We start from the raw sequence: 23961 nt of genomic DNA, 5'->3' as shown, positions 1-23961 counted from the left end.
ATGGATAAAGTAGACTACTATTTCCAACACTATCAAGATGCAAAAAGAGATTTAATAATTGCAAAGAACTTGATTGAAAACTATAAACCCATTTCAGAAGATGCCTTTCTATACTCTCTTGCTACTAGACAGACAAATGAAGAACGTGTTAGAACGAGTAAAACTAATGTTAGGACAGAAAATATGGCTCTATCTTTTCATGATAAGTTCTTAGCAGAGGAAAGAGAATATCAGGAGTCATTGTTTGAAAAGTACTGTCATTTAAAAACCGATCTCGATTTCTTTGAACTTGCTGTTTCTTCTGTTGATGAAATTATGAGAGATGTAGTAGTTGATTTAGTCTTAGCTGGATTGACATGGGATGAGTTACTACCTAAGCATAATGTTTCTAGAATGACAGTTAGTCGATATAGACAAAAAGCCTTAAAACAAGTAAAAGAATATTACCGTTTCGCAGGAAAAACCTTGAGTATAAATGGATAATGATACTAGGGTGTTACTAAGGTGGTACTACCCTGTTACTAAGTTGTTACTAAGATGGTACTGCTTTTTAAAAATGACTGTGATATACTTAAGATGTCAAAAAAGATAAAAAATCTGCTAATTTCACTGGATAAAATTATGGTTCTACGGTAATATACACCTAGAAAAACAAGAGGAGAATAACCATGTGGACTAGAGGTCAGATTCATTATCACGAACAAATAGTTGATTACATAGCAAAAGTCAGTGACCAACCATCAGATGTAGGTATTGATTTAGGATGTGTATTCAAATTAGAGGTTGAGGTTGCTGAAAATACTATCATTTCTTATGACAGAGGATGGGATATCTACCCAGAATCTGATGAACAAGAAGCTATTCTTGAAGTGATTTTGAAAACTTTAAAAGTTTAAAATATCTTTAAAATAATGCACAAATGACTGGATATATCCCGCTCTTAGAGGTAATATGGTTACAACAAAAAAGAAAGAGGATAAAACAATGAAGAAAGAGGATATTTTAACAAAAATCGCAAAAAATAGAATTGGCGCTGAAACTCTAGAAACGAGAAATAGCGACAGCCTTGACTTTTATGACATCAGCGTTTGGGCATTGAAAGAAATGCTTGAACAAGCCTATGAAGCAGGTAGAAAAGCAAAATAAAAAAACAGAGCCTTACCCAAATGGGGAGGCTTTTTGCGTGGAGGAAATAATGATTATTACGAGTGAACAAGTATCTAATGGTCATCCAGATAAAATTTGTGACCAGATTTCAGATGCAGTTCTAACAGTATGTTTAGAACAAGATAAGAATAGCAGGGTTGCAGTAGAAACTCTTATCAAAGATAATCATATAGTGGTTGCTGGTGAAATGAAAACAACAGCCTTATTTGATTTAAAAACTGTTGTTCGAAATGTCGTTAAACCACTAGGAATGAAAAATATCATTGTGACAAATCTTATCGGATTACAAAGTGATGATATTTCTCAAGGTGTTGATACAGGTGGTGCTGGAGATCAAGGAATGATGTATGGCTATGCAACTGATGAAACTAACGAATACTTGCCGCTTCCCTACGTTTTAGCAACTCGTGTTCTTGAGAATCTTATGGAACTTCAGCATCCGCTCTTAGGGAAAGATGCTAAGGCACAGGTTTCTTATGATTATGACAATAAAAGAATTACAACATTCTTAGTATCAATTCAGCATAGCGATAAAATAACAATTGAGAATTTAAGAGCTATTGTTAAAGAATCTATGATGAAAGTTGCTAAACAGTATAAACAAAACCTTGATTTTAATGTTTTAGTGAATCCTACTGGTCGTTTCGTTCTTGGTGGTTCTTATGCAGATGCTGGAGTTACTGGAAGAAAAATTATCGCTGATACTTATGGTGGATTTGCCCATCATGGTGGTGGTGCATTTTCAGGAAAGGATCCAAGTAAAGTGGATCGCTCAGGAGCTTATATGGCACGTAAGATTGCAAAAGACATCGTTCGTGAAGGATATACTAAACGATGCGAGGTTCAATTAGCATACGCTATAGGAGTCGCAGAACCGGTTTCTATTCATGTAGAAACATTTGGGACAAGTAACTATACGAGCAAACAATTGGTAGGAATGATTAGAGAACGGTACGATTTAACACCGAAAGGGATTATCAAGGAGTTGGATCTTCTAAATGTAGACTATACTCAAACTACATGTTTTGGACATTTTACGAAACCAACTCTTTCTTGGGAGCAGTAAGATGCCACGTAGACCAAGAACTCCCTGCAAGAAGAATGGTTGTCCAAAGCTTGTGACCTATGGAAACAAGTACTGCGATGACCACAAGACTAACCACGCACTTGATACCAAGACAACCAAAGCTAAAGGTTACAATTCACGGTGGAATAAAGCACGGATTCGTTACTTAAAGCTCAATCCTCTCTGTGTTTACTGTCAAAGGGAAGGTCGACTGACCAAGGCAACAGTGGTTGACCATATAACTCCCCACCGAGGTGACCAAGAACTCTTTTGGAATCAATTCAACTGGCAAGCTCTTTGTAAATCTTGTCATGATAGGAAGACCAAGACGATTGACCGGTATGTGGAATATACCTATCGGTTTTAATATTGTAGTTACGTTATAAAAATATCTCACTTTTATAATTTGGGGTAGGGGGGGATAAAATCTCTAAATCCTTGTCCGTAAAAGACCGACGCCCCCTCAAACGTACAATTTCGCAAAATTGATAGGGTGGGATATAAAAATCAATTCAAAATAGTAAAGAATCCAGTAAGAATATAGAATTAAGTGAGTGTTATTTTCGTAAATTTGTTTAAATTTAGGTACGAAAATAACCTTATTTTTTAGTATAAAAGTGAGGAACAGGTATGAATAACTTTCAACGAGAACAAATTTGGTTACTTAGAAAAAATGGCTTAGGATACGGTGAAGTTGCTAAAGTAATTGGTTTATCTAAAGACTCTGTTAAGAAGTATTGTAAAAGACATCCTGAGTTAAAGGGACAAGGAACATTACCGTATTTGATGGTTGAGAAACGAGTTCAAGATGGTACAAACTGTCCTCAATGTTTTCAACCTATGGTTCCTAATAAAACTGGACGGCCGAAGAAATTTTGCTCAGATAGGTGCAGAATAAATTGGTGGAAAAATCATCAAGAGGAACATGATAAGGAACAAACTGCATATGAAGAAATGACTTGCCAGTGTTGTGGTAAGTCATTTTTATCTTATGCCAATCCCAATAGAAAGTATTGTAGCCATGCCTGCTACATACAGATAAGATTTTACAAAGGAGTCTAAAATGACGAACCAACCAACAATGGAAATAAAAGAACTTCCTCTGAAAGAATTAAAGCCTGCAGCTTATAATCCTCGAAAGAAACTGAAAAAAGGGGATAAAGAATATGAAAAAATTAAACAGTCGCTTCTAAAGTTTGGATATGTTGATCCTATTATTGTCAATGAAGATTTAACTGTAATTGGTGGTCATCAACGCTTGACAGTTCTTAAAGACCTTGACTATGAAACTGCTAAGTGTGTAATTGTAAAGCTTTCTAAAGAAGATGAGAAAGCATTGAACATTGCACTCAATAAGATTACAGGTCAATGGGATGACGCTCTCTTAGCGGACTTACTTTTGGATTTACAGGAGTCTGATTTTAATCTAGACCTGACTGGTTTTGAACCGCCAGAGATTGATAATATCCTCTCTAATGTCCATGACAAGGAGTTGTCTGAAGATGAGTTTGATGTGGAAGAAGAATTGAAGAAACCAACTGTATCAAGACGTGGCGATATTTGGCAACTCGGAAAGCACCGAGTCATTTGTGGTGATTCTACCAAATCAGAAACCTACGACCAATTACTTGGTGATAAGAAAGCTAATTTAGTTGTAACAGATCCGCCTTATAACGTTGACGTTGAAGAGACGGCTGGGAAAATCCTAAATGATAATATGTCTGACGGTGACTTCTATCAGTTTCTCCTTTCTATGTTTACTCAAGTAGAAAATCACATGGAAACTGATGCATCTATCTATGTTTTTCATGCGGATACAGAAGGACTTAACTTCCGCAAAGCTTTTAAAGATGCTGGCTTCTATTTGAGTGGCTGTTGCATCTGGAAAAAGAACTCACTTGTATTAGGTCGTAGTCCATATCAATGGCAACATGAACCTTGTTTATATGGGTGGAAGAAAAAAGGAAAGCATCAATGGTTTAGTGATCGGAAGCAAACTACCATTTGGGAATATGACCGTCCTAAGTCTAGTAAAGACCACCCAACCATGAAACCAATTCAACTTATGGCTTACCCTATTCAAAACTCTTCTATGCGTGGAACTGTAGTTTTAGATCCATTTTTAGGTTCTGGTTCTACTTTAATAGCTGCAGATCAGACTGGACGTGTTTGTTATGGAATCGAGCTGGATGAAAAATTTGTGGATGTCATTGTTAAACGCTATATAGAAGTTACAGGCGATACTGAAGTAACCGTACAACGTAATCATGAGGTTTTAACTTATAACCAAGTGTTAAAGGAGTTGGAGGAACAAGTATGACACTAACATTTCTAGATTTCTTTTCAGGAGTTGGTGGCTTTCGAAATGGGCTAGAATTAGCAGGAATGAAGTGTGTAGGATTTTGTGAAAAAGATAAGTTTGCACGCAAGTCTTATGAAGCAATGTATGATACGAAAGGAGAATGGTTTCATGACGATATCACAACAATCGATTCAACACGATTACCAAAAGCAGATATCTGGTGTGCGGGAAGCCCTTGTCAAAATGTGTCTATCGCAGGGAAACGAGCCGGCCTATACGGTGAGCGAAGTGGACTCTTTTTTACATTTGTTGAACTCATCAAAAGCCAAAAAGAAGAAGATAAACCCGAATGGGTTCTCCTTGAAAATGTTAAAGGACTTTTATCAAGTGGTGGGGGAAGAGATTATCTCGACTATCTCTCTATCTTGGATGAATCAGGGTACGACCTTGAGTGGCAAGTGTTCAACTCAAAAGATTACGGAGTACCACAAAATAGAGAACGCATCTATACTATCGGACATCTTAGAAGAAAAGGTCGACGAAAAGTACTACCTCTCAGCAGAGAAAGCGGTAGCCATCTTAAGCAACTTGTAGGCGGTATGCAAAGCTACCGTGTCTACGATCCTAGTGGTATTGCAACAACACTTGTTGGAGAGGGTGGGGGACTAGGAGCTAAGACAGGTCTTTATCTGATTGACCAATCACTAACTGAACCAAAGTTAACTGAAGAAGCAAGATGTATAACTGCTCGTTATACTGCTGGTGCAACAAAGCGTACAGCAATGAACTCTGGAGTGCTTGAGGTTCAACCAATTTTGACACAAGGTATCAAGGTTAGGAACGGAACAAATCAAGGTTACCAATTGGCGGAGGTTGGTGACTCGGTTGATCTTTCTTATCCAAGTTCATTAACGAGAAGAGGAAGAGTAGGGAGAGGAATAGCTCACAACCTTTCATGTAGCTGCCAGATGGGCGCAGTAGTTTGGAATGGTCGTGTTGTCAAAATTAGAAGGCTTACTCCAAAAGAGTGTTTTAGACTTCAAGGTTTCAGTGATGACTTATTTGAAAAGGCAAAAGCTGTAAATTCAGATGCACAACTTTATAAACAAGCAGGAAACGGAGTCACAGTACCAGTTGTGTATGCTATTGGTTGTGCTATATTATCTTCAAAATATCATCAGAAATAACTGGATAAAGATGAACTTTAGAGTTAATATGTACTAAACAAAAGAGAAGAGGTTGTATTATGGATGACTTAAAAGTGAAGACTTTGAAATCATTATATCCCAATGGAACTCGAGTCAAATTACTCGAAATGGAGGATCCATTTGCACCACCTATAGGTACTCTCGGTACGGTAATTGGTGTTGATGATATTGGTTCAATTTTAGTGAATTGGGATAACGGACAAAGTTTAAATGTACTTTACGGAATTGATAAAATAATGAAATTGGGATAGTTATGTGGGAAATGATAATTAGAGAATTCAATGGTCGGCACTATCATATTGAGTTTCTTAGGGAATATAGTACCTATGACCGACATATTGATGGAGCTTGGATAGCAATCCTAAAAATTAAACAAAATAAAGAAATAGTTTTTCATTATGAATATGGTAAAATCACTGACCGAATGGATGAGTTTGATAAAATTATCTATCAAGAAATAGTGGGTACATACAACAAATTATAATTTGGAACTCAATCTGAGTTCTTTTTATTTTAGGAGGTGAATTAGTGGCAATTAGAGGACGTAAACCGAAACCTACAAATTTAAAAGTTCTAGAAGGTAATCCTGGTAAACGGCCTCTCCCAACGAATGAAGTAAAACCTCAAAAGAAGGCTCCACGTTGCCCCCAGTGGCTTGAAGAAGATGCTAAGAGGGAATGGAAACGGATGGGAAAAATATTGGAACAAATGGGATTACTGACGGAAATGGATATGACTGCATTTGCAGGTTATTGTCAAGCTTACGCACGATGGAAAGAAGCAGAGGAATTTTTATCAAAACATGGTTCTATCTTAAAGACACCAAATGGTTATTTACAGCAAGTTCCACAAGTTTCAATTAGTCAAACTAATTTAAAAATCATGCTGAAGTTTTGTGAACAATTTGGTCTAACCCCATCCGCTAGGAATCGTTTAGCTACCATGGATTCAGAGGTTGGTAACGGTGACGAAATGGAAGATTTGTTGGGAGGTTTACTATGACTTTTCATTATGAACCAACTCCTTTTATGCTAGCTACATCACATTATGATAAAAGTAAGGCTGATAGAGCAGTGACTTTTATTCAAAATCTTTGTCATACTAAAGGAAAATGGGCAGGTCAGAAGTTTATACTTTTACCTTGGCAGGAACAGATAGTACGAGATATATTTGGGATTGTTAAAGAAGATGGAAATAGACAATTTCTAACTGCTTATATTGAAATTCCAAAAAAGAATGGGAAGAGTGAACTAGCAGCAGCAATTGCTCTTTATCTACTTTATGCAGATAATGAAGCCAGTGCAGAAGTTTATGGTGCTGCATGTGACCGAAATCAAGCTTCTATTGTATTCGATGTAGCAAAACAAATGGTACTAATGAGTCGACCTTTAGAGAAACGTTCAAAAATAATGGGTGCTACGAAACGAATTGTTAACTACTCTAATGCAGGTTTCTATCAAGTTTTATCCGCTGAGACTGGTACAAAACATGGTCTCAATGTTTCAGGACTCGTGTTTGACGAAATTCATGCGCAACCCAATCGCCACCTCTATGATGTCTTAACTAAAGGTTCAGGGGATGCACGAGAACAACCCTTATTTTTTATCATTACTACTGCAGGAACAGATAAGAATTCAATTTGTTACGAGTTACATACAAAAGCACTTGATATTTTAAACGACAGAAAGAAAGATACATCTTTTTATCCTGTCGTTTATGGTTTATCTGATGAAGAGGACTGGAATGACGAAAGTAACTGGTTAAAAGCAAATCCGTCATTAGGTCATACCATTGGCTTAGAGCGTGTCAGAGAAGCTTATAAACAAGCACTTGATAATCCTGCTGAAGAAAATGTATTCAAGCAACTACGGCTAAATATGTGGACAAATTCTACGGTTGCTTGGATTCCAGAACATGTATACAACAAAGGGGATGCACCAATCAATTTTGAAAGTTTGAAAGGTCGTGAGTGTTATGCAGGACTAGACTTATCAAGTACATCCGATATCACAGCCTTTGTTTTAGTTTTTCCACCTAGGAATGAACTAGAAAATTACATCATTCTACCCTATTTCTGGTTACCAAAAGACACTCTTGAACTTCGTTGTCGTAGGGATCATGTTTTGTATGATGTATGGGAACGGCAAGGTTATCTAAAGACGACAGAGGGTAATGTTGTTCATTATGGCTTTATAGAGAAGTTCATTGAGGAATTATCAAAGCTATACAATATAAAAGAAATCGCCTATGATAGATGGAATGCAACGCAAATGGTGCAGAATCTAGAAGATATGGGGCTGACGATGATTCCTTTTGGTCAGGGGTACAAGGATATGAGTCCACCGTCAAAGGAATTATTCAAACTTATGATGGAAGGTCGTATCCAACATGGAGGACAACCAGTTCTAAAATGGATGTCGCAAAACGTAGTTATGCGCCAAGACCCTGCAGGCAATATTAAACCAGATAAAGAGAAATCAATTGAAAAAATCGATGGAATTGTTGCTCTTATAATGGGGATTGATAGATGTATTAGACACCAAAATAATGATAGTAGTATTTATGATGAGCGAGGAATACTAAGCTTTTAGTTGAATTTTAAATCTAAAGATGATACAATGTATTTACAAAACATCTTTACAAAGAGGTATTAATCATGGCAAGTACTCAACCTGTTAATTTTAGAGCAGATTCGACTTTTTATCAACAAACGAAAGAAATCTTAGCTGATGAAAAGTTAACCCTGTCAGATATCTTTAATGCTGCACTTCGTAAAATTGCGACAGGTGCAGTTGATCCCAAAGAGTTCGTATTTAGTGATTCACAAGAGACTCAATATCAGGTTGCTTTTGAAGATTTGAAAAAGGAAATCTTGTTGGGCCATCAAGAAATTGAGCAAGGGAAACTAACGTCTTTAGCAGATGTAAGAAAGGAATTTGGACTTGAGTAATCATAAACGTTACCATGTTTCTCTTACGGATCAAGCTAAGAAAGACTTGAGAGAAATACATGATTATATTGTACTGAATTTTTACAGCCAGCAATCTGCCGATAGTAAATTAGACCTTATTTTAACGGCACTAGAAACTTTAGAAACCTTTCCAGAAGCATGTCCTTTGGTGTCGAGTCGAGGTTATGGTGAATTAACAGATGACGGAAAACGTTATAGATATATGCCTATTGAAAATTACTTAGCTTTTTATTATATCGACAAATATGAGGTTTATGTCTCCAGAATTTTAAATTCTAAACAGAATTGGGCTAAGTTATTCAATAAATAAATTCAATTATAATTCATAGAGCATCTCATAAATGAGGTGCTTTTATTGTACTCAAAAATGGAGGATTAGATGAGATTCTTAGATTTTATCGGACGAAAAAGATCACGAGATAAACCACATAATAGCTATCAGGGCAGAAATCTAACTACTTAGATAATAATTTTACATTTTTGAAGTTTTTTTGTTGAAATATCTCAGATTTTATTGATTTTGTGGCATACTAATATTGTGGAGGTCTTTTAAAAAAAGAAAGGAGGTGTGTAGAAGATGACTTACAAGAATAAACAAACTGAAGTTTTTTTTGAATATCGTGACGATTATAATATGCTACAAAAGAAAACAATGTTGTTAGACGGTATTCTCGATGCGTTTCAAGCAGAAGATATTTTAATTAATCAATACGGTTTCAAAATTGAAAAAGTTTATGAACCATCGAAACGTGTTTATAGCTGATACACTATAAAAAGGACGCCTATTATGCATTCTTTTTCCTATGTTTTATAAGCTCCGAAACAAAAAATTCAGTACCTTTTTGGTACCTAATTACTTATATATAACGTATTACAAATAACAATTATGATAAAACCTCCTTTTAAAATACGCTATATAATAGACATTTAATCATATAATAAATGTACCTTGTAAAAATTCAATTATAATTAGTATAGCATCTCACAAATGAGATGCTTTTATTGTATTTAAAAATGGAGGATAAGATGGGATTCTTAGATTTTATTGGAAGGAAAAGATCAAGAGATAAACCGCATAATAGCTATGAGGGGCAGGACTTTTCCTATCTTTTTGGACGAACTTCTAGTGGTGAAAATGTCGATGAATTTAAAGCGATGCAGACTACAGCTGTTTATGCTTGTGTGCGAATATTAGCTGAAGCTGTCGCATCTCTACCCATTCATATTTACGAAAGAACATCTAATGGGAGAGAGAAGAAATTTGAACACCCTCTTTATTTCTTGCTTCATGATGAACCAAATCCAGAGATGTCTTCATTTGTCTTTCGAGAAACTTTGATGACTCATCTTTTGATATGGGGAAATGCCTATATTCAAATCATAAGGGATAAGAGCGGTCAGGTTATCAGTTTGTATCCTTTGTTACCGGATAAAATGTCAGTACACCGTGATGAAAGTGGGAAACTTTACTACAAATATCAACGTCAGACCGAAGAAAATCCAAATTTCAAGGATAAAGGCAGTGTTATTTTAAAACAAGAAGATGTCCTTCACATTCCAGGACTTGGTTTTGATGGATTGATTGGCTATTCTCCCATCGCATTAGCAAAGAACGCAATTGGGATGACTTTGGCTACAGAGAATTACGGAGCATCATTCTTTAAAAATGGTGCAAATCCAGGTGGTGTATTGGAACATCCAGGGATTTTGAAGGATCCAAAAAGAGTACGTGATTCTTGGAATGCGGTTTATAACGGTGTAACAAATGCACATAAAGTTGCAGTTCTAGAAGAAGGGATGAAGTACACTCAAATAGGTATTCCACCAGAAGAAGCACAATTCTTACAGACTCGTAAGTTTCAAATCAATGAGATTGCACGTTTGTATAGGATACCACCACATATGATTGGTGATTTAGAAAAATCTTCATTTTCAAATATCGAGCAACAATCACTTGAGTTTGTTAAATACACATTAGACCCTTGGGTAGTTCGTTTAGAACAGGCCTTCAAGAGGTCTCTTTTTTTACCTGAAGAAAAGAAGAAGTACTTTGTTAAGTTCAATGTAGATGGTTTATTACGTGGGGATTATCAAAGTCGTATGAGTGGGTATGCTATTGCAAGACAGAATGGCTGGCTATCTACAAATGATATTCGAGAACTTGAAGATTTAAATCTTTTAACAGATGAAGAAGGAGGAAACCTTTATTTGATTAACGGAAATATGACTAAATTAAAAGATGCTGGTGGTTTTATGACAAAACAGGTAATTGAACAACCTCAAGAAAAACCAAAGGAGGAAGAAGATGCGTAAATTTTGGAGTTTTTCAGACGAAGGGAATATTCGCACTCTTCGTATTGAAGGACAGATTGCTGATGAAACATGGTTTGGAGATGAAGTTACTCCACAACTCTTTAAAAATGATTTAAATGCAGGAAAAGGTGATATCACCCTCTGGATTAATAGTCCAGGGGGTGATGTTTTTGCTGCAGCACAAATCTATAACATGCTGATGGATTACAAGGGAAATGTGCATGTCATAATTGATGGTCTTGCCGCTAGTGCTGCCAGTGTCATTGCCATGGCTGGAACAACAGTATCCATGAGTCCTGTTGCAATGATGATGATTCACAATCCATGGACAATTGCACAAGGTGAAGCAAGGGATATGGAAAAGGTCATTGAAATGCTGGGGGAAATCAAAGAGTCTATTATGAATGCCTATGAGTTAAGAACAGGATTATCTAGGACAAAAATCTCACATTTAATGGATTCTGAATCATGGTTTAATGCGAGAAAAGCAGTTGAACTTGGCTTTGCGGACAAGATTTTATTCAGTAAAGATGAATCTAAAGAAGAACTAGAACTAAGCAGTTATTCATTTAGTAGAGCCACTGCGGATCATAACCTTGTTGTTAAACTTCAAGCCAAAATAGATAGCTACAAACCTTTATCAACGACTCCTCTCAATCAGTTAAGAAAACGATTAGATTTATTGAAATAATGAAAGGAAAACTAACCTATGTCTAAATTACTTGAATTAAAAGAAAAACGAAATCAAGCTTGGGAACAAGCAAAAACTTTTCTAGACTCAGTGCGAACTGAAGATGGTTTAGTCTCAGAAGAAGATTCTCAACGCTATGATGAAATGGAAAGTAAAATCAATCGCTATAATCAAGAAATTGCTCGCTTAGAACGACAAGAAAAGATTGATCTAGAACTTGCTCAACCAACTTCTCAGGCTTTGACAAGACAGCCTACCACTGTCTTAAAAGATAGTGAGGTAGAAGATGAGAAGAAGGGAACTAAGTCTGATGCCTATTCCAAAACCTTTTGGACGAATGTCCGTAAGCGTAATTTCTTTGATGTTAAGGATGTTCTTCGTGTTGGAGAAGATACAGAGGGTGGCCATTTAGTACCTGATGAGTATGAGAAAAAACTAGTTCAAGGTCTTCAAGAAGAGAATTTCTTCCGAAGTCTAGCAACTGTCATTAAAACATCAAGTGGAGAGCGGAAGATTCCAGTTGTTACAGGGCATGGAACTGCGTCGTGGATGGATGAAAATGGACTTTATCCTGAAACTGATGAGACATTTGGTCAAGTAACACTTGATTCGCATAAGATTGGAACAGCTATTCGAATCTCAGAAGAATTGTTAAATGACTCAGTATTTGATTTAGAATCCTATATGACTAGTGAGTTTGCACGACGTATTGGTACAGAAGAAGAGAAATCATTCCTTATTGGAGATGGCTCAAAGAAACCAACAGGAATCTTTACGCAAGCAAATGTTACTGGTCCTACAACGACGACTAAAGACATTACGTTTGATGACATGATTGAATTGTATCATTCTCTTCCTGCTCCGTATCGTAAAAATGCAGTATGGATTCTTCATGATACAACTGTCAAAGCAATCCGTAAACTGAAAGACAATAACGGAAATTATATTTGGCAACCGTCTACACAAGCTGGACAACCAGATTTAATTCTTAACCGTCCATACTATACATCTACCTTTGCACCCCTACCTGAACAGGGGAATAAAGCTATTGCATTTGGTGATTTCTCATATTACTGGATTGCAGACCGCCAAGGACGTACTTTTAAACGTCTCAATGAACTTTATGCTAATAATGGTCAAATTGGTTTTCTTGCATCTCAACGTGTTGATGGGAAATTAGTATTACCAGAAGCAGTAAAAATTTTAACTGTGAAAGCAAAATAATCATGATAAGTCTAGAAGAAGCAAAACTTTACCTTAAGGTAGAAAACACAGATGAAGATGACTTGATTACGCAATTGATTGATACGAGTAAGAAACTCTGTGAAGAAACATTAAGGCAGAATACTTACAGTGAGGTTCTAAGAATGGCAATCCTGTATGGGGTTGCCTATCTTTATGAACACCGTGAAACAGCTAATTATAAAGAGTTAAAACAAATGTTATATCACCTACTATTAGCTGATAGGAAGGATATCTTTTGATGAAAATTGCTCCGTTACGTGACCGTCTTACATTTGAAGTTCGTAAAATTGTGGTTGATGAAATTGGAAATGAATCTTCAGTTTGGAGCACAGTTTTCCAAAGATGGTGTTCTAGTCGGCCATTGACTTTAACAGAAAATGAGGGGAGCGTGTCTAAACTCCTTTATAACAAAATCCAATTTACATTAAGGTACGACAAAACGGTACTAAATCTAAGTTCATTAAAAGCTAGGATAAAGTACAGAGACGCCTACTTTACGATAGATTCAATTGATGGTGATAGCGTTCCTAAGCAATTGATTTATATTGTAGCAACTAAGGAGAATGACTATGAACAGGATAGGAATGGATGAGTTGGAAAAAGTAATTGATCAAGAGTTGGGGGATTACATTAAAGAGACGACATCTACAATGCGAGAGGTAGTGGAAGAAGTAACAGACAGTGCTGTAGATACCTTAAAACTCTTATCTCCACGAAAAACTGGTAAGTATGCACGAGGTTGGAAAAGCAAGTCCACAAGTGACAGTCCTACAGGCTTAACAAAGACTGTTCACAACCGAACACCAGGATTAACTCATCTCCTGGAAAATGGTCACGCTAAACAAAATGGTGGTCGAGTAGAAGGGCAAAAACATATTGAAATCGTTGAAAAAAGTGCTGTTAAGTCACTTGAAGATAAGCTGAGACAAAGATTGTGAGGATTTAATGACATTAAAAGATTTCTATAACATTTTAACAAAAACAAAGTTTCCAGTAGCTTATCATCATTTTGAAGAAGGAAGAAGTCCAGCTCCACCATTTATTGTATATCTTGTTAAGGATTCTGAAAATGCTGGAGCTGATAATTGGAGCTATCATAAGACTCTTAATCTTCAAGTGGAACTATATACCTTAAAGAAGGACTTAGAAATCGAAAATAAGATGGATGACTTATTTGATAGTCATTCAATCTTTTTTGACAAAGTAGAGACTTATATCTCATCTGAAAAACTCTATCAAATTACATATTACATTTCATTAAACGGAGGATAGTTATGACTGAAAAAAATAAAGTTACCTTTGGATTACAAGATGTTCATTGGGCAGAAGTTACAACTGAAGCTTCAAATGGCGCATTGACTTATGGGACGGTTGAACGATTACGAGGTGCAGCAGAACTAACCTTGGAACCGACTGGTGACAAAGGTTCATACAAGGCAGATAATATCAACTTTTATACTTCGGAATCAAATGATGGTTATGAGGGAACATTGAAGCTCGCCTTATTAACTCAAGAATTTTTAACTCGTGTCTTAGGAGAAAAATTAGATCCAACAACTAAAACAATTTCTGAAATCGCAAATGCTGAAAAGAAGAATTTCGCTCTGATGTTTCGTTTTGAAGGAGATAAGAAAGAAACACTTCATGTTTTGTATTACTGTTACGCATCACGTCCGTCAATGGGATCAAAAACAAAATCTGGTTCAGATATTAATGAGGTTGAGTTAAACTTTACTGCAAGTCCCCGTCCACTTGATAAGGTGGTTCGTCGCAAAACGACAGAAGAAACAAGTGATGAGATTCGTCAGAATTGGTTCAAGGAAGTCTTTGAACCTCGTGAATAAAGGAGTTACAGATGAGAGATAGTATTACAATTTCAGGAAAGACCTATGAATTGGCTACTAATGCATATACACCGATTGCCTATAAAGAACAGTTTGGTAAAGATTATTTTCAAGACTTGTTTTCAATGGTGAGTACGCAGTCAATTATTGATAAGATTGAGCACCTAAATGAGGAAGAAAAACTCGAAACTGGTGACATTGATCTATCCATCCTGACCAATTTTGATATGACTTTTTTTCACAGAATTTTTTGGGTGTTTGCTAAATCGGCTAATCCAAGAATTAAACCATTCAAAGAATTCTTTATGGAGATGGAAGAGTTTCCAGTTCAAGAAGTAGCAACTATCTTAATGAACATGCTTAACCAAGGGATGAATACAAGAAAAAAGCAGATCAAACAGAAACAGCAAGTGAAGAAATCTTTACGGTAGAAAGCTATTTATTTTGTTGTAAGGAAACTGGCTTATCCATAGACGACTTAAAACATATTTCAATTGGGATGGCTCTTGATTATCAAACTGATTATGTAAACTTGCGGACAAATGAAACAAGCAACACAAGAAAAGCAAATCAAAGTGATTTTGATAATTTTTAATAGAAAGGAGATGTGAACATGGCTGGAAATATAAAAGGCATCACAATAGAAATTGGTGGTGATACACAACCCTTGCAAAATGCCTTAAAAGGGGTAAATAAACAAGCCGCTGAATCAACTAAAGAATTGAAACAAATTGATAAGGCTCTTAAGTTTGATACAGGAAATGTCACACTCCTTACTCAAAAACAAGAAGTGCTTGCTAAACAAGTTGAAACTACTAAAGAAAAGTTAGCTACCTTAAGACAGGCACAAGCACAAGTTGAAGCACAATTTAAATCTGGTAATATTGGGGCGGAACAATATCGAGCCTTTCAAAGGGAAGTAGAAACTACTCAGACAGTACTGAAAAGTTACGAAAGCAAACTAGAGGGTGTCAATCAAGCCTTATCGGAAAATGGTAATCGAATAGGTACTACTAAAAGTCAATGGGATAGTTTGAAACAAGAACAAGCTCGTCTAGCTTCTGAGAGTGAAAAATTAACAAGTCAATTTAAATTGCAAGAAAGTGAACTTTCTTCAAATGCTAGTGAATCTGAAAAGCTAGCTTTAGCTCAGAAAAAAGTAAATGAAAGTTCCTTCTTACTAGAAAAACAGATTCAGAATTTAGAGAAACAGCTAGAACTAACAAAATCTCAGTATGGCGAAAATTCGATTGAAGCCAATAAACTGGAACAGACTCTAAATGATACCAAAACGGCCTATAATCATCTTCAAAATGAGATGGAAGAGATGGGCACTAGTTCAACAAGTGCGAAGGATAATCTATCAGAAATCAATCATCTCTTAAAGGCAGATATCCTAATGGAATTCAGTGATCGTTTAGCAGAATTATCACAAAAATTGATTGATTTTGGGAAACAGTCGCTTGAAGCTTTTAACGAAGTTGATGAAGGGATGGATATCATTGTCACCAAAACTGGTGCTTCTGGCAAAGCTTTAGAAGAGATGACAACTATCGCAAAGAACCTTGCTACTGAAATTCCAACAGACTTTAATACTGCTGGTAGTGCAGTCGGAGAGTTGAACACACAATTTGCTTTAACCGGTGATAGTTTAAAATCAGCTTCAAGTTATCTCATCCAATTCGCATCCATAAATGGGAGTGATGTTACCTCATCAGCTATTTCAGCTAAGAAAGCTATAGAAGCATACGGCTTACAGGCAACGGATTTGTCTAGTGTTCTTGATACTGTCACCTTTACCAGTCAAGCTACTGGTGTAGGTGTTCAAGATCTGATGGATAAGGTTGTTTCTGGAGCACCACAAATTAAGGCATTAGGGCTTTCATTTGATGAGGGCGTTGCTTTAATGGGGAAATTTGAAAAGGCTGGTGTGGATTCATCAGCCTCTTTATCATCCTTATCAAAAGCATCGGTGAAGTATGCGGCATCAGGAAAGACTTTACAGCAAGGTTTATCTGAAACCATCGAAAAAATTAAAAATTCAACTAGCGAAACTGAAAAGTTAACCCTCGCTTCAGATATATTTGGAACTAAGGGTGCTCCACGAATGGTGGATGCTATTAATCGTGGTGCTTTATCTTTTGATGACTTAGCTGAAACAGCAAAGAAAGCATCAGGAACAGTCGGCTCAACTTATGAAGCGACACTAGATCCAATTGATAAATTTACAACTGCTCAAAATGAAGCGAAGTTAGCATTGGCTGAAGTTGGGGATGCTATTGCTGTCACTTTTGCACCGATACTAGAGATTTTAGCTGATTTGTTACGTTCAGTTGCAGAGTGGTTCTCTAGTTTATCAACGCCAGTAAAACAATTTATCATTATTGTAGGTAGCCTCATTACTGGATTAGGATTATTACTCCCTATATTTTTAGCACTTCAGGCAGCTGCCTTAGCAATGGGTGTCACAATTGGTGGCTTAATAGCAAGTGTAGCACCTGTTATTGCTATAGTATTAGGAATTGTAGCTGTTCTAGCTTTGTTAATTGTTGGTATAAAAGAACTTTGGGAACATAACGAGGGATTTAGAACAGCAGTAATGGATATTTGGAATGCTATATATTCTTTTATATCTACTATCATTCAAGAAATATCAGACTTTATTTTAAGCATTTGGGGGACTCTAACTTCATGGTGGACTGACAATCAAGATTTAATTCTTGCAGCTGCAACCACAGTTTGGAATGCAATCTCAACAGTCATAACTACCGTTATGTCAATTCTAGAACCCTATATTCAGGCAGCATGGGAAAATATAAAACTGATTATCAGCACAGCTTGGGAAATCATCAAACAAGTAGTTGAAACAGCAATCAATCTTGTCTTAGGCATTATTAAAGCAATCATGCAGGTTATAACAGGAGATTGGTCTGGTGCATGGGAAACAATAAAGGTAGTTATTTCAACAGTATGGGAATCCATCAAGTCAATTGTAAGCTTAGTTCTAAGTACTATTAGTCAACTTATATCAAACACCTGGAATGGGATTAAGAACACAATTAGTAATCTCTTATCAGCAATTAGTAACGTTGTCAGTACAATTTGGAATAGTATCAGTTCAACTATTTCAGGTATTTTAAATGAAATCTCAAGTACAGTGTCCAATGTTTGGAATGGAGTAAAAAATACGATTTCAAATGCAATCAACACTGCTAAAAATGCAGTTTCAACTGCTATAACTGCTATCAAAAATCTCTTTAATTTCAGATTTCAGTGGCCACACATTCCTTTACCTCATTTTAGTGTGTCAGGATCTGCAAACCCTCTGGATTGGTTAAAGGGACAAATTCCTAGAATCGGAATTGAGTGGTATGCAAAAGGGGGAATTTTAACAAAACCAACTGCCTTCGGAACAATAGGGAATTCCCTAATGGTAGGAGGAGAAGCAGGAAACGAAGCGGTACTCCCTTTAAATGAATCTACTCTTGGGGCAATCGGAAGAGGTATTGCAAGAACGATGGATTTAAGAATGCCAGACATTAACATTTCGATTACTGGAAATATTATCCGAGAACAGGCAGATATTGAAAAAATAGCAAATGAAGTAGCAAGTCGAATTGCAGAAGAATTAGCACATCAAAAACAATTGAGAGGAGCCACTATATGATTAAAAGAAACGAGTTAGTCATAGATGGAATTGGAACTTCTAGTTTTCCTTTTAAGGTGATTGTCCACGAATCGCCTTCTGTTATCCTAGCGGAGAGTAAGACGAGTTTATTAGAACATAAAGGAATGAGTGGAGCTCTTTCGCAAACAAATCGGCACCGAGATTTGATTGAAAAATCATATACGATTTACATTGTTAAGCCCTCAGAAGAACAACTTCATCAATTTATGGGTCTATTTATCAAGGAGCAGTTTTGGCTTGAGAGTGAACGGATGAAAACCACACGTCTTTGGTGTTACCGAGTAAAATGTACTGAGGTAAAACAAGAGAGAGATGGTGTGTATGCGACGAAAGCTACCTTTATTTGTCATCCTACAAAGTTCTTTAAATCAATTGATAGACAAACTTTGACATCAAACGGTGTACTTAGAGTTCAAGGGACGTCTCTAGCGTTCCCCAAAATAACGATAATGGGGAATTCGGCAACTGAGACTCAGTTTACGATTGGAGATCGGGTCATTAAAATTGAAAAAGTTACAGAACCTCTTGTGATGGTAAACGAACCAAATAGTCCAAGTTTTCTAACAGTTAGCAAAAAGTACATCAAATGGTCTGGTGATTTTATCACTATTGATCCAAGCGCTAAAAAAGAAGTAGGTGTTGTTCTTGGTAGAGGTATTACTTCTTTAAGCTTTGAAACAAATTGGGGGTGGGCTTAAATGTTATTTTTGTTGAACAAAGATATTAGAACTGCAAAGTGGAATGGATTACCTCTTCATGAAACTAGCTCTGCTATTGTAAAAGAAACCCTGAACGGTGATTTCACCTTATCTATTCGCTATCCAATTACCGATTCTGGTATCTATAAACAAATAAAAGAGGATATGCTTATCAAGGCTCCTGTGCCTGTCTTAGGATTCCAGTTATTTCGTATTAAAAAGCCAATTGAAAACGATGATAGTTTGGATATACCCGCCTACCATATTTCAGATGATATTATGCAACGGTCTATCGAACCAATTAGTGTTGTTAATCTTACTTGTAGTATGGCCTTATCACAAATGGTTCAAAATACTAAGACCAATCTTGGTGATTTTTCATTTACGAGTGATGTTACAGATCGCCGTACTTTTAATACAAATGAAGTAAAGACACTCTATGCTGTCTTAATGGATGGTGCCCATTCTATCATAGGAACTTGGGAAGGGGAGTTAATTCGTGACAATTTGGCTCTGATAATCAAGAAGAATAGAGGTGAAAATAGGGGTGTTGTCATAACAACACATAAGAATCTAAAATCTTACAAGAGAACCAAATCAACTCAATCAATCATTACTCGTATTCATGCAAAATCAACATTTAAACCAGATGGTAAAGATAAAGACCAGACAATTAAAATTACTGTCGATAGTCCTCTAATCACATTCTATCCATATATCAATGAAAAAGAGTACGAAAATAATACTCTTAAAAGCATTGAGGAGTTAAGGAAGTGGGCTGAGGCTAAGTTTAAGAATGAAGGAATTGATAAGTTATCGGATGCTATTACGATTGAAGCCTATGAACTCGATGGGCAGGTTGTACATTTAGGGGATACCGTAAATATCAAGAGTTTGAAACATGGGATCGATATTCCCAAAAAGGCAGTTGCTTATGAATTTGATGCACTGACACAAGAATATATATCGATTACTTTTGATGATAAACCAATGGTAGGTGCTTCAACTTCAAATAGTGCAATTTCAACTGTCGCAAATGAAATTTTAGACTCTGGTTTCACATTACAAGAAGTCGCAATTGAAAAAGCTTTGAGAAATGCGAACACAGCATTTGATGCCGAATTCACTAAACAAAAAGATTCAATTCTAGATGATATTGAAAAAGTCAAAGCTAGTGCAGAAGTTTACGCAGATGGTATTCGTCAAGAGATTGAAGGAAAGATTGCTGATGTTGATTCTAAAGTTCTATCTAATGAATTACTTAATGAAAATAGATACAACGATGTATTGGCTAAAGCAAATAGTAGTAGAGATTTAGCTAATCATGCCTTAGAGGTCAGTAAAGAAGTTAAAGAAACTACTAATACAGTACTAACAGATACCTTAAATTATAAAAAAGAAGCTATTGCTGAAGCAAACCGTTTAGTTGAACTCAGCAAGAATAGCTTATTGAATCAAATTACGACAGTAGAATCTTCAATTGATAAGATTACGGGTGTTATTACTAACAAGGTTTCAAAGACAGACTTTGATGCTATCAAAAATACCGTAGAGCAACAACGAACGGAAATATTACAAGCCAAGGATAAAATAAATCTAAAAGCTGAAAAGACCTATGTAGAAAATATTAAACAAACAACTAGTGAAGCACTCCAAAGAATATCAGAGAACGCATTAGCAATATCTAAAACTAAAACTGATTTACAAATTGCTGCAGATGCTATAAAGACTAAAGTATCACAAACAGATTTTAATCAAACGACAAATAGACTTGCTAGTACTGAAACAACAATTAAAATTCAAGCAGGTGAAATAGCCAAACGATTGACCAGTAGTCAGGTGGAAACTGTAATCAATTTAAAAGGATTTCAAACTAAATCAGATGTTGATAAAAATATTTTAGATAGAGGTTATGTAACGAACTCTAGCGTGCAAAACTTAGTTAGAGAAACATCTAATAGTTTCACTCGGACTATTAGTGAAACTAAAGCTTTAATACCAACTAGTGTTTCTCATCGAAACTTAGCATCTGGTTCCAGTGATAGTTGGACTTCATACAAAGAAATAAACTCGAAACTCAATTGGATTCAAACATTAGGAAAAATTCCTTATGGTGATTCGACTGGCATTTATTCAGGGACAAAAATCAATCTATTTGTTTATATTTCTGTCGATAATGTTGTATTAGATTCAACTGTTACTCCTAGAATTATCTTACAAGGTCCAGGCTATAAAAAATCAGATAATAGTGCTGTATGGAGTGTTCATTCTAATCCCTTTCATACCTCTTGGTCTACTACATTAAAAACTGGTACAAACTACCATCTTATTAAGATTTCTCGAATCGTAACAGATGAGATGTTCAATAATTTTAAAAACTTTGAATTACAATTTCGTATTGATGGAGCAAGTTCAGGTAAGTTTCATTGGAGAGCTTTAATGATTACTACTGGAGATATCTTCCCAAATTATTGGACTAAACCTATCGAAGATTTAACAACCGTAACGGCTTTTAACGAGGTAAAAGATACTCTAGGTAGTCATACAAGAACTATTAGTGAACAGGGCAAAACAATTAGTCAGGTTGTACAAACATCCGAAGGACTGATTACAAGAGTCAGTGATTTAATTGATACCCAAAACTTAGTATACGATCCAACCAATTTTAGTAAATATAAAGAACGTGAACCGAATTCGAATTTAGTTATGACTGGAACTAATGAATACAAGTTGCTAAGAATTGCACAAAGTGGCAGGACAACAAATGGTTGGCGTGGTTTCCAAATGCCTCTTCATAGTCAAAAATTTGTTGCTGGTGAGAAACTTTCTTATAGGGTCAATTTATGGATAGATGTACTACCTGATGGAAAAGTTGGTTTTGAAATCAAATCAGGTAACTCAATAGGAGGTTTCACTATCAGTCCGACTAGAACGGGTGCAGCTCAAATTTTTACAGGAACTTTTACGATAAATAAAACCGTGACAAAAACAGATGATTTTGGGCTTCATATTTGGGTAGAAAAGAACGGCAATGTGGCAGTTGGCCAAATTTCAATTGTTCGAGGTAGTCAGCCACCTAAAAACTTTGTAGATAGTACATCCTTTCAACAAATTGCAACAGAAAGTCTTGTTCAGCAACATCAAGGTTCCTATTCGATTCAAAATTTAACTAATGCAGGCTCTTTAATTTCAGGTATTAATCTAGGCGCAAATGGAATCAATAGAATCATTGGTAAGGCAACTCATATCACTGGGGATACTTTAATTGATAGAGCAGTCATTAAATCAGGAATGATTGATAAATTAAAGACATCAAACTTTGAATCTGGGTCTGTAACTACTATGGTATTAGCGTCAAATTCAGTAACTGCAGATAAAATTGTCGTGGATCAGGCGTTTTTTAATAAGTTAGTTGCAAATGAAGCTTATTTACGACAGCTGTTTGCTAAGAATGCTTTTATCAATAGTGTACAAAGTGTTAGGATTGATGCTAGTCAAATAAAGTCAGGCTTACTAAGTGGTGATAGAATTCAGGGTGGCACAATAACTGGAACCACAATTTCTGGTGGATTACTAACTGGAGAAACAAAAATTAAGTTAGGTGCTTATGGTTCATTTGACGCTATCAACGGTGGATTACAGATTAATGTTCCTCGTCAGTTTAATTCTAAAGATGGTTTAGGCGTACAATTTATAGGTTCTTATGGCCGAGGAGACAATGTTCCTTACGGCTTATTTATTTACAAAGATTCAGATTTTACTACTGGAAACACTGCAAGTGATAGTGATGATTTTCTATTGACGGTCGAAGGATACATTAAGGCAAAAGGAATTGGCTGGTTAAAGTACGGCAAAAGTAGCATTAACGGCTCAACTACAGGAACTATTAGTTATTGGAATTCTAGTAATGTATCTCTAGACTTTGGTGGATCAGGAAATGATATTTACTACTCATATAACGGAAATGCTTATAGCTTATGGCAAATTGTTAACCAACATTTTTCTGATAAAAACTTAAAAGAGAATATAGGCTTATCTAACTATAAAGCACTCGATTTTATCAAAAGATTTCAATTTAAAGAATATGACTGGAAGAAAATAGGGAATCGTATTCAAAAGGCTCATACCAAAATTGGACTCATCGCTCAAGATGTTCAACAAATTGACTCGTCACTTGTGTATGAAAATGGTGGTTTTCTGAATCTTGATAATACAAGATTAACGAATATCGCTTTAAAAGGAATTCAAGAGTTAATACTTGATATTCGAAAATTAAATAAACGATTGGAGATGTTAGAAGATGAACACAGATTTAATCCATCAATTAGCAATGGAGTCGTTGACTAAGAAACTAGCACAAACCGAAGGTCAAGCAGCACAAAATGAGGCTCTTTATTTGGTTGTTGCAAGCGAATTGCAGTTAATGAAAGATGTATTAGAATACGACTCAGACCTAAAAGATTTATTTGAGGAAGTAAAAACTAAAAGAGAGAAAGGAGAAAGTTAATGGCATTAGAAATTACTAAAACAACACGTTTGGTTGGAAATTTGAAGATTGGTGATGAAGTAGTTAAGCAGTATACTGTTGATGTTGATGAACATGGTGTTTCTACAGTATCTGAGTTTCTCTATCATTCAGAGCTCTATGCGGAGCATCGTCTCGAAATGAGAAACCAAGAAAAATTGTTCCGAGATAAACGATATGAATTAGAAGATGCTGTTTTAGCTGAAATTGAGTCAAATAAAAAAGAACTATAGGGAGTATTAA

At 35.9% G+C, this 23961-nt stretch carries 29 protein-coding genes; all 29 read left to right on the top strand.

Going from position 1 to position 23961, the window contains the following annotated elements; translation table 11 throughout:
* Window positions 1–483, top strand: a complete 483-nt coding sequence (locus tag ACORHT_RS05515) for a hypothetical protein (protein ID WP_049520276.1) — start codon at window positions 1–3, stop codon at window positions 481–483.
* 185 nt (window positions 484–668) lie between these two features.
* Entirely contained in the window at window positions 669–896 is a 228-nt protein-coding gene (locus ACORHT_RS05510) for a DUF7678 domain-containing protein (protein ID WP_049520277.1), read from the top strand.
* 55 nt (window positions 897–951) lie between these two features.
* A complete protein-coding gene (locus ACORHT_RS05505; protein WP_049520278.1) occupies window positions 952–1146 on the top strand; it encodes a DUF6900 domain-containing protein in 195 nt (64 codons plus the stop codon).
* Between the two features lie 49 nt (window positions 1147–1195).
* Window positions 1196–2233 carry a methionine adenosyltransferase gene (metK, locus tag ACORHT_RS05500; RefSeq protein ID WP_434349656.1) on the top strand — a complete coding sequence of 346 codons (1038 nt, stop codon included), beginning with the start codon at window positions 1196–1198 and terminating at the stop codon, window positions 2231–2233.
* Between the two features lies 1 nt (window position 2234).
* Window positions 2235–2600 carry an HNH endonuclease gene (locus ACORHT_RS05495; RefSeq protein ID WP_049520280.1) on the top strand — a complete coding sequence of 122 codons (366 nt, stop codon included), beginning with the start codon at window positions 2235–2237 and terminating at the stop codon, window positions 2598–2600.
* Between the two features lie 263 nt (window positions 2601–2863).
* Window positions 2864–3295: a hypothetical protein gene (locus tag ACORHT_RS05490; RefSeq protein ID WP_001058892.1), complete on the top strand. Its 432-nt coding sequence runs from the start codon at window positions 2864–2866 to the stop codon at window positions 3293–3295.
* A gap of 1 nt (window position 3296) precedes the next feature.
* Window positions 3297–4553: a site-specific DNA-methyltransferase gene (locus ACORHT_RS05485; RefSeq protein WP_434349655.1), complete on the top strand. Its 1257-nt coding sequence runs from the start codon at window positions 3297–3299 to the stop codon at window positions 4551–4553.
* The gene (locus tag ACORHT_RS05480) at window positions 4550–5722 is read left to right on the top strand and encodes a DNA cytosine methyltransferase (protein ID WP_434349654.1); all 1173 of its coding nucleotides are present in this window, start codon (window positions 4550–4552) and stop codon (window positions 5720–5722) included. The genes ACORHT_RS05485 and ACORHT_RS05480 overlap by 4 nt, the downstream gene beginning before the upstream one ends.
* Before the next feature lie 59 nt (window positions 5723–5781).
* Window positions 5782–5994, top strand: a complete 213-nt coding sequence (locus ACORHT_RS05475) for a DUF4314 domain-containing protein (protein WP_368396542.1) — start codon at window positions 5782–5784, stop codon at window positions 5992–5994.
* An 11-nt stretch (window positions 5995–6005) separates the two neighbouring features.
* Window positions 6006–6227, top strand: a complete 222-nt coding sequence (locus tag ACORHT_RS05470) for a hypothetical protein (RefSeq protein ID WP_434349653.1) — start codon at window positions 6006–6008, stop codon at window positions 6225–6227.
* A gap of 44 nt (window positions 6228–6271) precedes the next feature.
* Window positions 6272–6745, top strand: a complete 474-nt coding sequence (locus tag ACORHT_RS05465; RefSeq protein WP_001007670.1) for a phage terminase small subunit P27 family — start codon at window positions 6272–6274, stop codon at window positions 6743–6745.
* Window positions 6742–8334: a terminase large subunit gene (locus tag ACORHT_RS05460; protein ID WP_434349652.1), complete on the top strand. Its 1593-nt coding sequence runs from the start codon at window positions 6742–6744 to the stop codon at window positions 8332–8334. Before ACORHT_RS05465 ends, ACORHT_RS05460 begins: the two co-directional genes overlap by 4 nt.
* 65 nt (window positions 8335–8399) lie before the next feature.
* Window positions 8400–8693 (top strand): type II toxin-antitoxin system RelB/ParD family antitoxin, encoded by a 294-nt coding sequence (gene relB, locus ACORHT_RS05455; RefSeq protein WP_045615998.1) that lies wholly within the window; start codon window positions 8400–8402, stop codon window positions 8691–8693.
* Window positions 8686–9024 (top strand): type II toxin-antitoxin system RelE/ParE family toxin, encoded by a 339-nt coding sequence (locus tag ACORHT_RS05450; protein ID WP_006153450.1) that lies wholly within the window; start codon window positions 8686–8688, stop codon window positions 9022–9024. Before relB ends, ACORHT_RS05450 begins: the two co-directional genes overlap by 8 nt.
* 267 nt (window positions 9025–9291) lie before the next feature.
* Entirely contained in the window at window positions 9292–9477 is a 186-nt protein-coding gene (locus ACORHT_RS05445) for a hypothetical protein (protein WP_434349651.1), read from the top strand.
* 263 nt (window positions 9478–9740) lie between these two features.
* Window positions 9741–11027 carry a phage portal protein gene (locus ACORHT_RS05440; protein ID WP_434349650.1) on the top strand — a complete coding sequence of 429 codons (1287 nt, stop codon included), beginning with the start codon at window positions 9741–9743 and terminating at the stop codon, window positions 11025–11027.
* Window positions 11020–11718, top strand: a complete 699-nt coding sequence (locus ACORHT_RS05435; protein ID WP_434349649.1) for a head maturation protease, ClpP-related — start codon at window positions 11020–11022, stop codon at window positions 11716–11718. Before ACORHT_RS05440 ends, ACORHT_RS05435 begins: the two co-directional genes overlap by 8 nt.
* 18 nt (window positions 11719–11736) lie before the next feature.
* Window positions 11737–12942 carry a phage major capsid protein gene (locus ACORHT_RS05430; protein ID WP_142557306.1) on the top strand — a complete coding sequence of 402 codons (1206 nt, stop codon included), beginning with the start codon at window positions 11737–11739 and terminating at the stop codon, window positions 12940–12942.
* A 2-nt stretch (window positions 12943–12944) separates the two neighbouring features.
* Window positions 12945–13202: a head-tail connector protein gene (locus tag ACORHT_RS05425; protein WP_006153583.1), complete on the top strand. Its 258-nt coding sequence runs from the start codon at window positions 12945–12947 to the stop codon at window positions 13200–13202.
* A complete protein-coding gene (locus ACORHT_RS05420) occupies window positions 13202–13555 on the top strand; it encodes a head-tail adaptor protein (RefSeq protein WP_434349648.1) in 354 nt (117 codons plus the stop codon). The genes ACORHT_RS05425 and ACORHT_RS05420 overlap by 1 nt, the downstream gene beginning before the upstream one ends.
* Window positions 13533–13901 (top strand): HK97 gp10 family phage protein, encoded by a 369-nt coding sequence (locus ACORHT_RS05415; protein ID WP_434349647.1) that lies wholly within the window; start codon window positions 13533–13535, stop codon window positions 13899–13901. Before ACORHT_RS05420 ends, ACORHT_RS05415 begins: the two co-directional genes overlap by 23 nt.
* A 7-nt stretch (window positions 13902–13908) precedes the next feature.
* Window positions 13909–14235, top strand: a complete 327-nt coding sequence (locus ACORHT_RS05410) for a hypothetical protein (protein WP_434349646.1) — start codon at window positions 13909–13911, stop codon at window positions 14233–14235.
* A gap of 2 nt (window positions 14236–14237) precedes the next feature.
* Entirely contained in the window at window positions 14238–14807 is a 570-nt protein-coding gene (locus ACORHT_RS05405) for a major tail protein (protein WP_045616007.1), read from the top strand.
* A gap of 11 nt (window positions 14808–14818) precedes the next feature.
* Window positions 14819–15238, top strand: coding sequence for a hypothetical protein (locus ACORHT_RS05400; RefSeq protein WP_434349645.1), 420 nt, complete (start codon window positions 14819–14821; stop codon window positions 15236–15238).
* A 182-nt stretch (window positions 15239–15420) separates the two neighbouring features.
* A complete protein-coding gene (locus tag ACORHT_RS05395) occupies window positions 15421–18474 on the top strand; it encodes a phage tail tape measure protein (protein ID WP_434349644.1) in 3054 nt (1017 codons plus the stop codon).
* Complete coding sequence (locus ACORHT_RS05390; protein ID WP_434349643.1) at window positions 18471–19193, top strand: phage tail protein; 723 nt, start codon at window positions 18471–18473, stop codon at window positions 19191–19193. Before ACORHT_RS05395 ends, ACORHT_RS05390 begins: the two co-directional genes overlap by 4 nt.
* On the top strand, window positions 19194–23540 hold the full coding sequence (locus ACORHT_RS05385) for a phage tail spike protein (RefSeq protein ID WP_434349642.1): 4347 nt from the start codon (window positions 19194–19196) through the stop codon (window positions 23538–23540).
* Complete coding sequence (locus ACORHT_RS05380; protein ID WP_001090723.1) at window positions 23494–23700, top strand: hypothetical protein; 207 nt, start codon at window positions 23494–23496, stop codon at window positions 23698–23700. Before ACORHT_RS05385 ends, ACORHT_RS05380 begins: the two co-directional genes overlap by 47 nt.
* Entirely contained in the window at window positions 23700–23951 is a 252-nt protein-coding gene (locus ACORHT_RS05375) for a hypothetical protein (protein ID WP_049520299.1), read from the top strand. Before ACORHT_RS05380 ends, ACORHT_RS05375 begins: the two co-directional genes overlap by 1 nt.
* The last annotated feature ends 10 nt before the right edge of the window (window positions 23952–23961 follow it).

The organism is Streptococcus sp. KHUD_014 (assembly GCF_051106275.1).
Classification (GTDB): domain Bacteria; phylum Bacillota; class Bacilli; order Lactobacillales; family Streptococcaceae; genus Streptococcus.
The sequence above is the reverse complement of the archived record's forward strand: the minus strand, read 5'-3'. Positions and strand labels throughout refer to the sequence as shown.

Bases quoted from the DNA above. Each gene is read 5' to 3' on its own strand.
- ACORHT_RS05515 (WP_049520276.1), top strand. From the start codon at position 1: ATGGATAAAGTAGACTACTATTTCCAACACTATCAAGATGCAAAAAGA.
- ACORHT_RS05510 (WP_049520277.1), top strand. From the start codon at position 669: ATGTGGACTAGAGGTCAGATTCATTATCACGAACAAATAGTTGATTAC.
- ACORHT_RS05505 (WP_049520278.1), top strand. From the start codon at position 952: ATGGTTACAACAAAAAAGAAAGAGGATAAAACAATGAAGAAAGAGGAT.
- metK (WP_434349656.1), top strand. From the start codon at position 1,196: ATGATTATTACGAGTGAACAAGTATCTAATGGTCATCCAGATAAAATT.
- ACORHT_RS05495 (WP_049520280.1), top strand. From the start codon at position 2,235: ATGCCACGTAGACCAAGAACTCCCTGCAAGAAGAATGGTTGTCCAAAG.
- ACORHT_RS05490 (WP_001058892.1), top strand. From the start codon at position 2,864: ATGAATAACTTTCAACGAGAACAAATTTGGTTACTTAGAAAAAATGGC.
- ACORHT_RS05485 (WP_434349655.1), top strand. From the start codon at position 3,297: ATGACGAACCAACCAACAATGGAAATAAAAGAACTTCCTCTGAAAGAA.
- ACORHT_RS05480 (WP_434349654.1), top strand. From the start codon at position 4,550: ATGACACTAACATTTCTAGATTTCTTTTCAGGAGTTGGTGGCTTTCGA.
- ACORHT_RS05475 (WP_368396542.1), top strand. From the start codon at position 5,782: ATGGATGACTTAAAAGTGAAGACTTTGAAATCATTATATCCCAATGGA.
- ACORHT_RS05470 (WP_434349653.1), top strand. From the start codon at position 6,006: ATGATAATTAGAGAATTCAATGGTCGGCACTATCATATTGAGTTTCTT.
- ACORHT_RS05460 (WP_434349652.1), top strand. From the start codon at position 6,742: ATGACTTTTCATTATGAACCAACTCCTTTTATGCTAGCTACATCACAT.
- relB (WP_045615998.1), top strand. From the start codon at position 8,400: ATGGCAAGTACTCAACCTGTTAATTTTAGAGCAGATTCGACTTTTTAT.
- ACORHT_RS05445 (WP_434349651.1), top strand. From the start codon at position 9,292: ATGACTTACAAGAATAAACAAACTGAAGTTTTTTTTGAATATCGTGAC.
- ACORHT_RS05440 (WP_434349650.1), top strand. From the start codon at position 9,741: ATGGGATTCTTAGATTTTATTGGAAGGAAAAGATCAAGAGATAAACCG.
- ACORHT_RS05435 (WP_434349649.1), top strand. From the start codon at position 11,020: ATGCGTAAATTTTGGAGTTTTTCAGACGAAGGGAATATTCGCACTCTT.
- ACORHT_RS05430 (WP_142557306.1), top strand. From the start codon at position 11,737: ATGTCTAAATTACTTGAATTAAAAGAAAAACGAAATCAAGCTTGGGAA.
- ACORHT_RS05425 (WP_006153583.1), top strand. From the start codon at position 12,945: ATGATAAGTCTAGAAGAAGCAAAACTTTACCTTAAGGTAGAAAACACA.
- ACORHT_RS05420 (WP_434349648.1), top strand. From the start codon at position 13,202: ATGAAAATTGCTCCGTTACGTGACCGTCTTACATTTGAAGTTCGTAAA.
- ACORHT_RS05415 (WP_434349647.1), top strand. From the start codon at position 13,533: ATGAACAGGATAGGAATGGATGAGTTGGAAAAAGTAATTGATCAAGAG.
- ACORHT_RS05410 (WP_434349646.1), top strand. From the start codon at position 13,909: ATGACATTAAAAGATTTCTATAACATTTTAACAAAAACAAAGTTTCCA.
- ACORHT_RS05405 (WP_045616007.1), top strand. From the start codon at position 14,238: ATGACTGAAAAAAATAAAGTTACCTTTGGATTACAAGATGTTCATTGG.
- ACORHT_RS05400 (WP_434349645.1), top strand. From the start codon at position 14,819: ATGAGAGATAGTATTACAATTTCAGGAAAGACCTATGAATTGGCTACT.
- ACORHT_RS05395 (WP_434349644.1), top strand. From the start codon at position 15,421: ATGGCTGGAAATATAAAAGGCATCACAATAGAAATTGGTGGTGATACA.
- ACORHT_RS05390 (WP_434349643.1), top strand. From the start codon at position 18,471: ATGATTAAAAGAAACGAGTTAGTCATAGATGGAATTGGAACTTCTAGT.
- ACORHT_RS05385 (WP_434349642.1), top strand. From the start codon at position 19,194: ATGTTATTTTTGTTGAACAAAGATATTAGAACTGCAAAGTGGAATGGA.
- ACORHT_RS05380 (WP_001090723.1), top strand. From the start codon at position 23,494: ATGAACACAGATTTAATCCATCAATTAGCAATGGAGTCGTTGACTAAG.
- ACORHT_RS05375 (WP_049520299.1), top strand. From the start codon at position 23,700: ATGGCATTAGAAATTACTAAAACAACACGTTTGGTTGGAAATTTGAAG.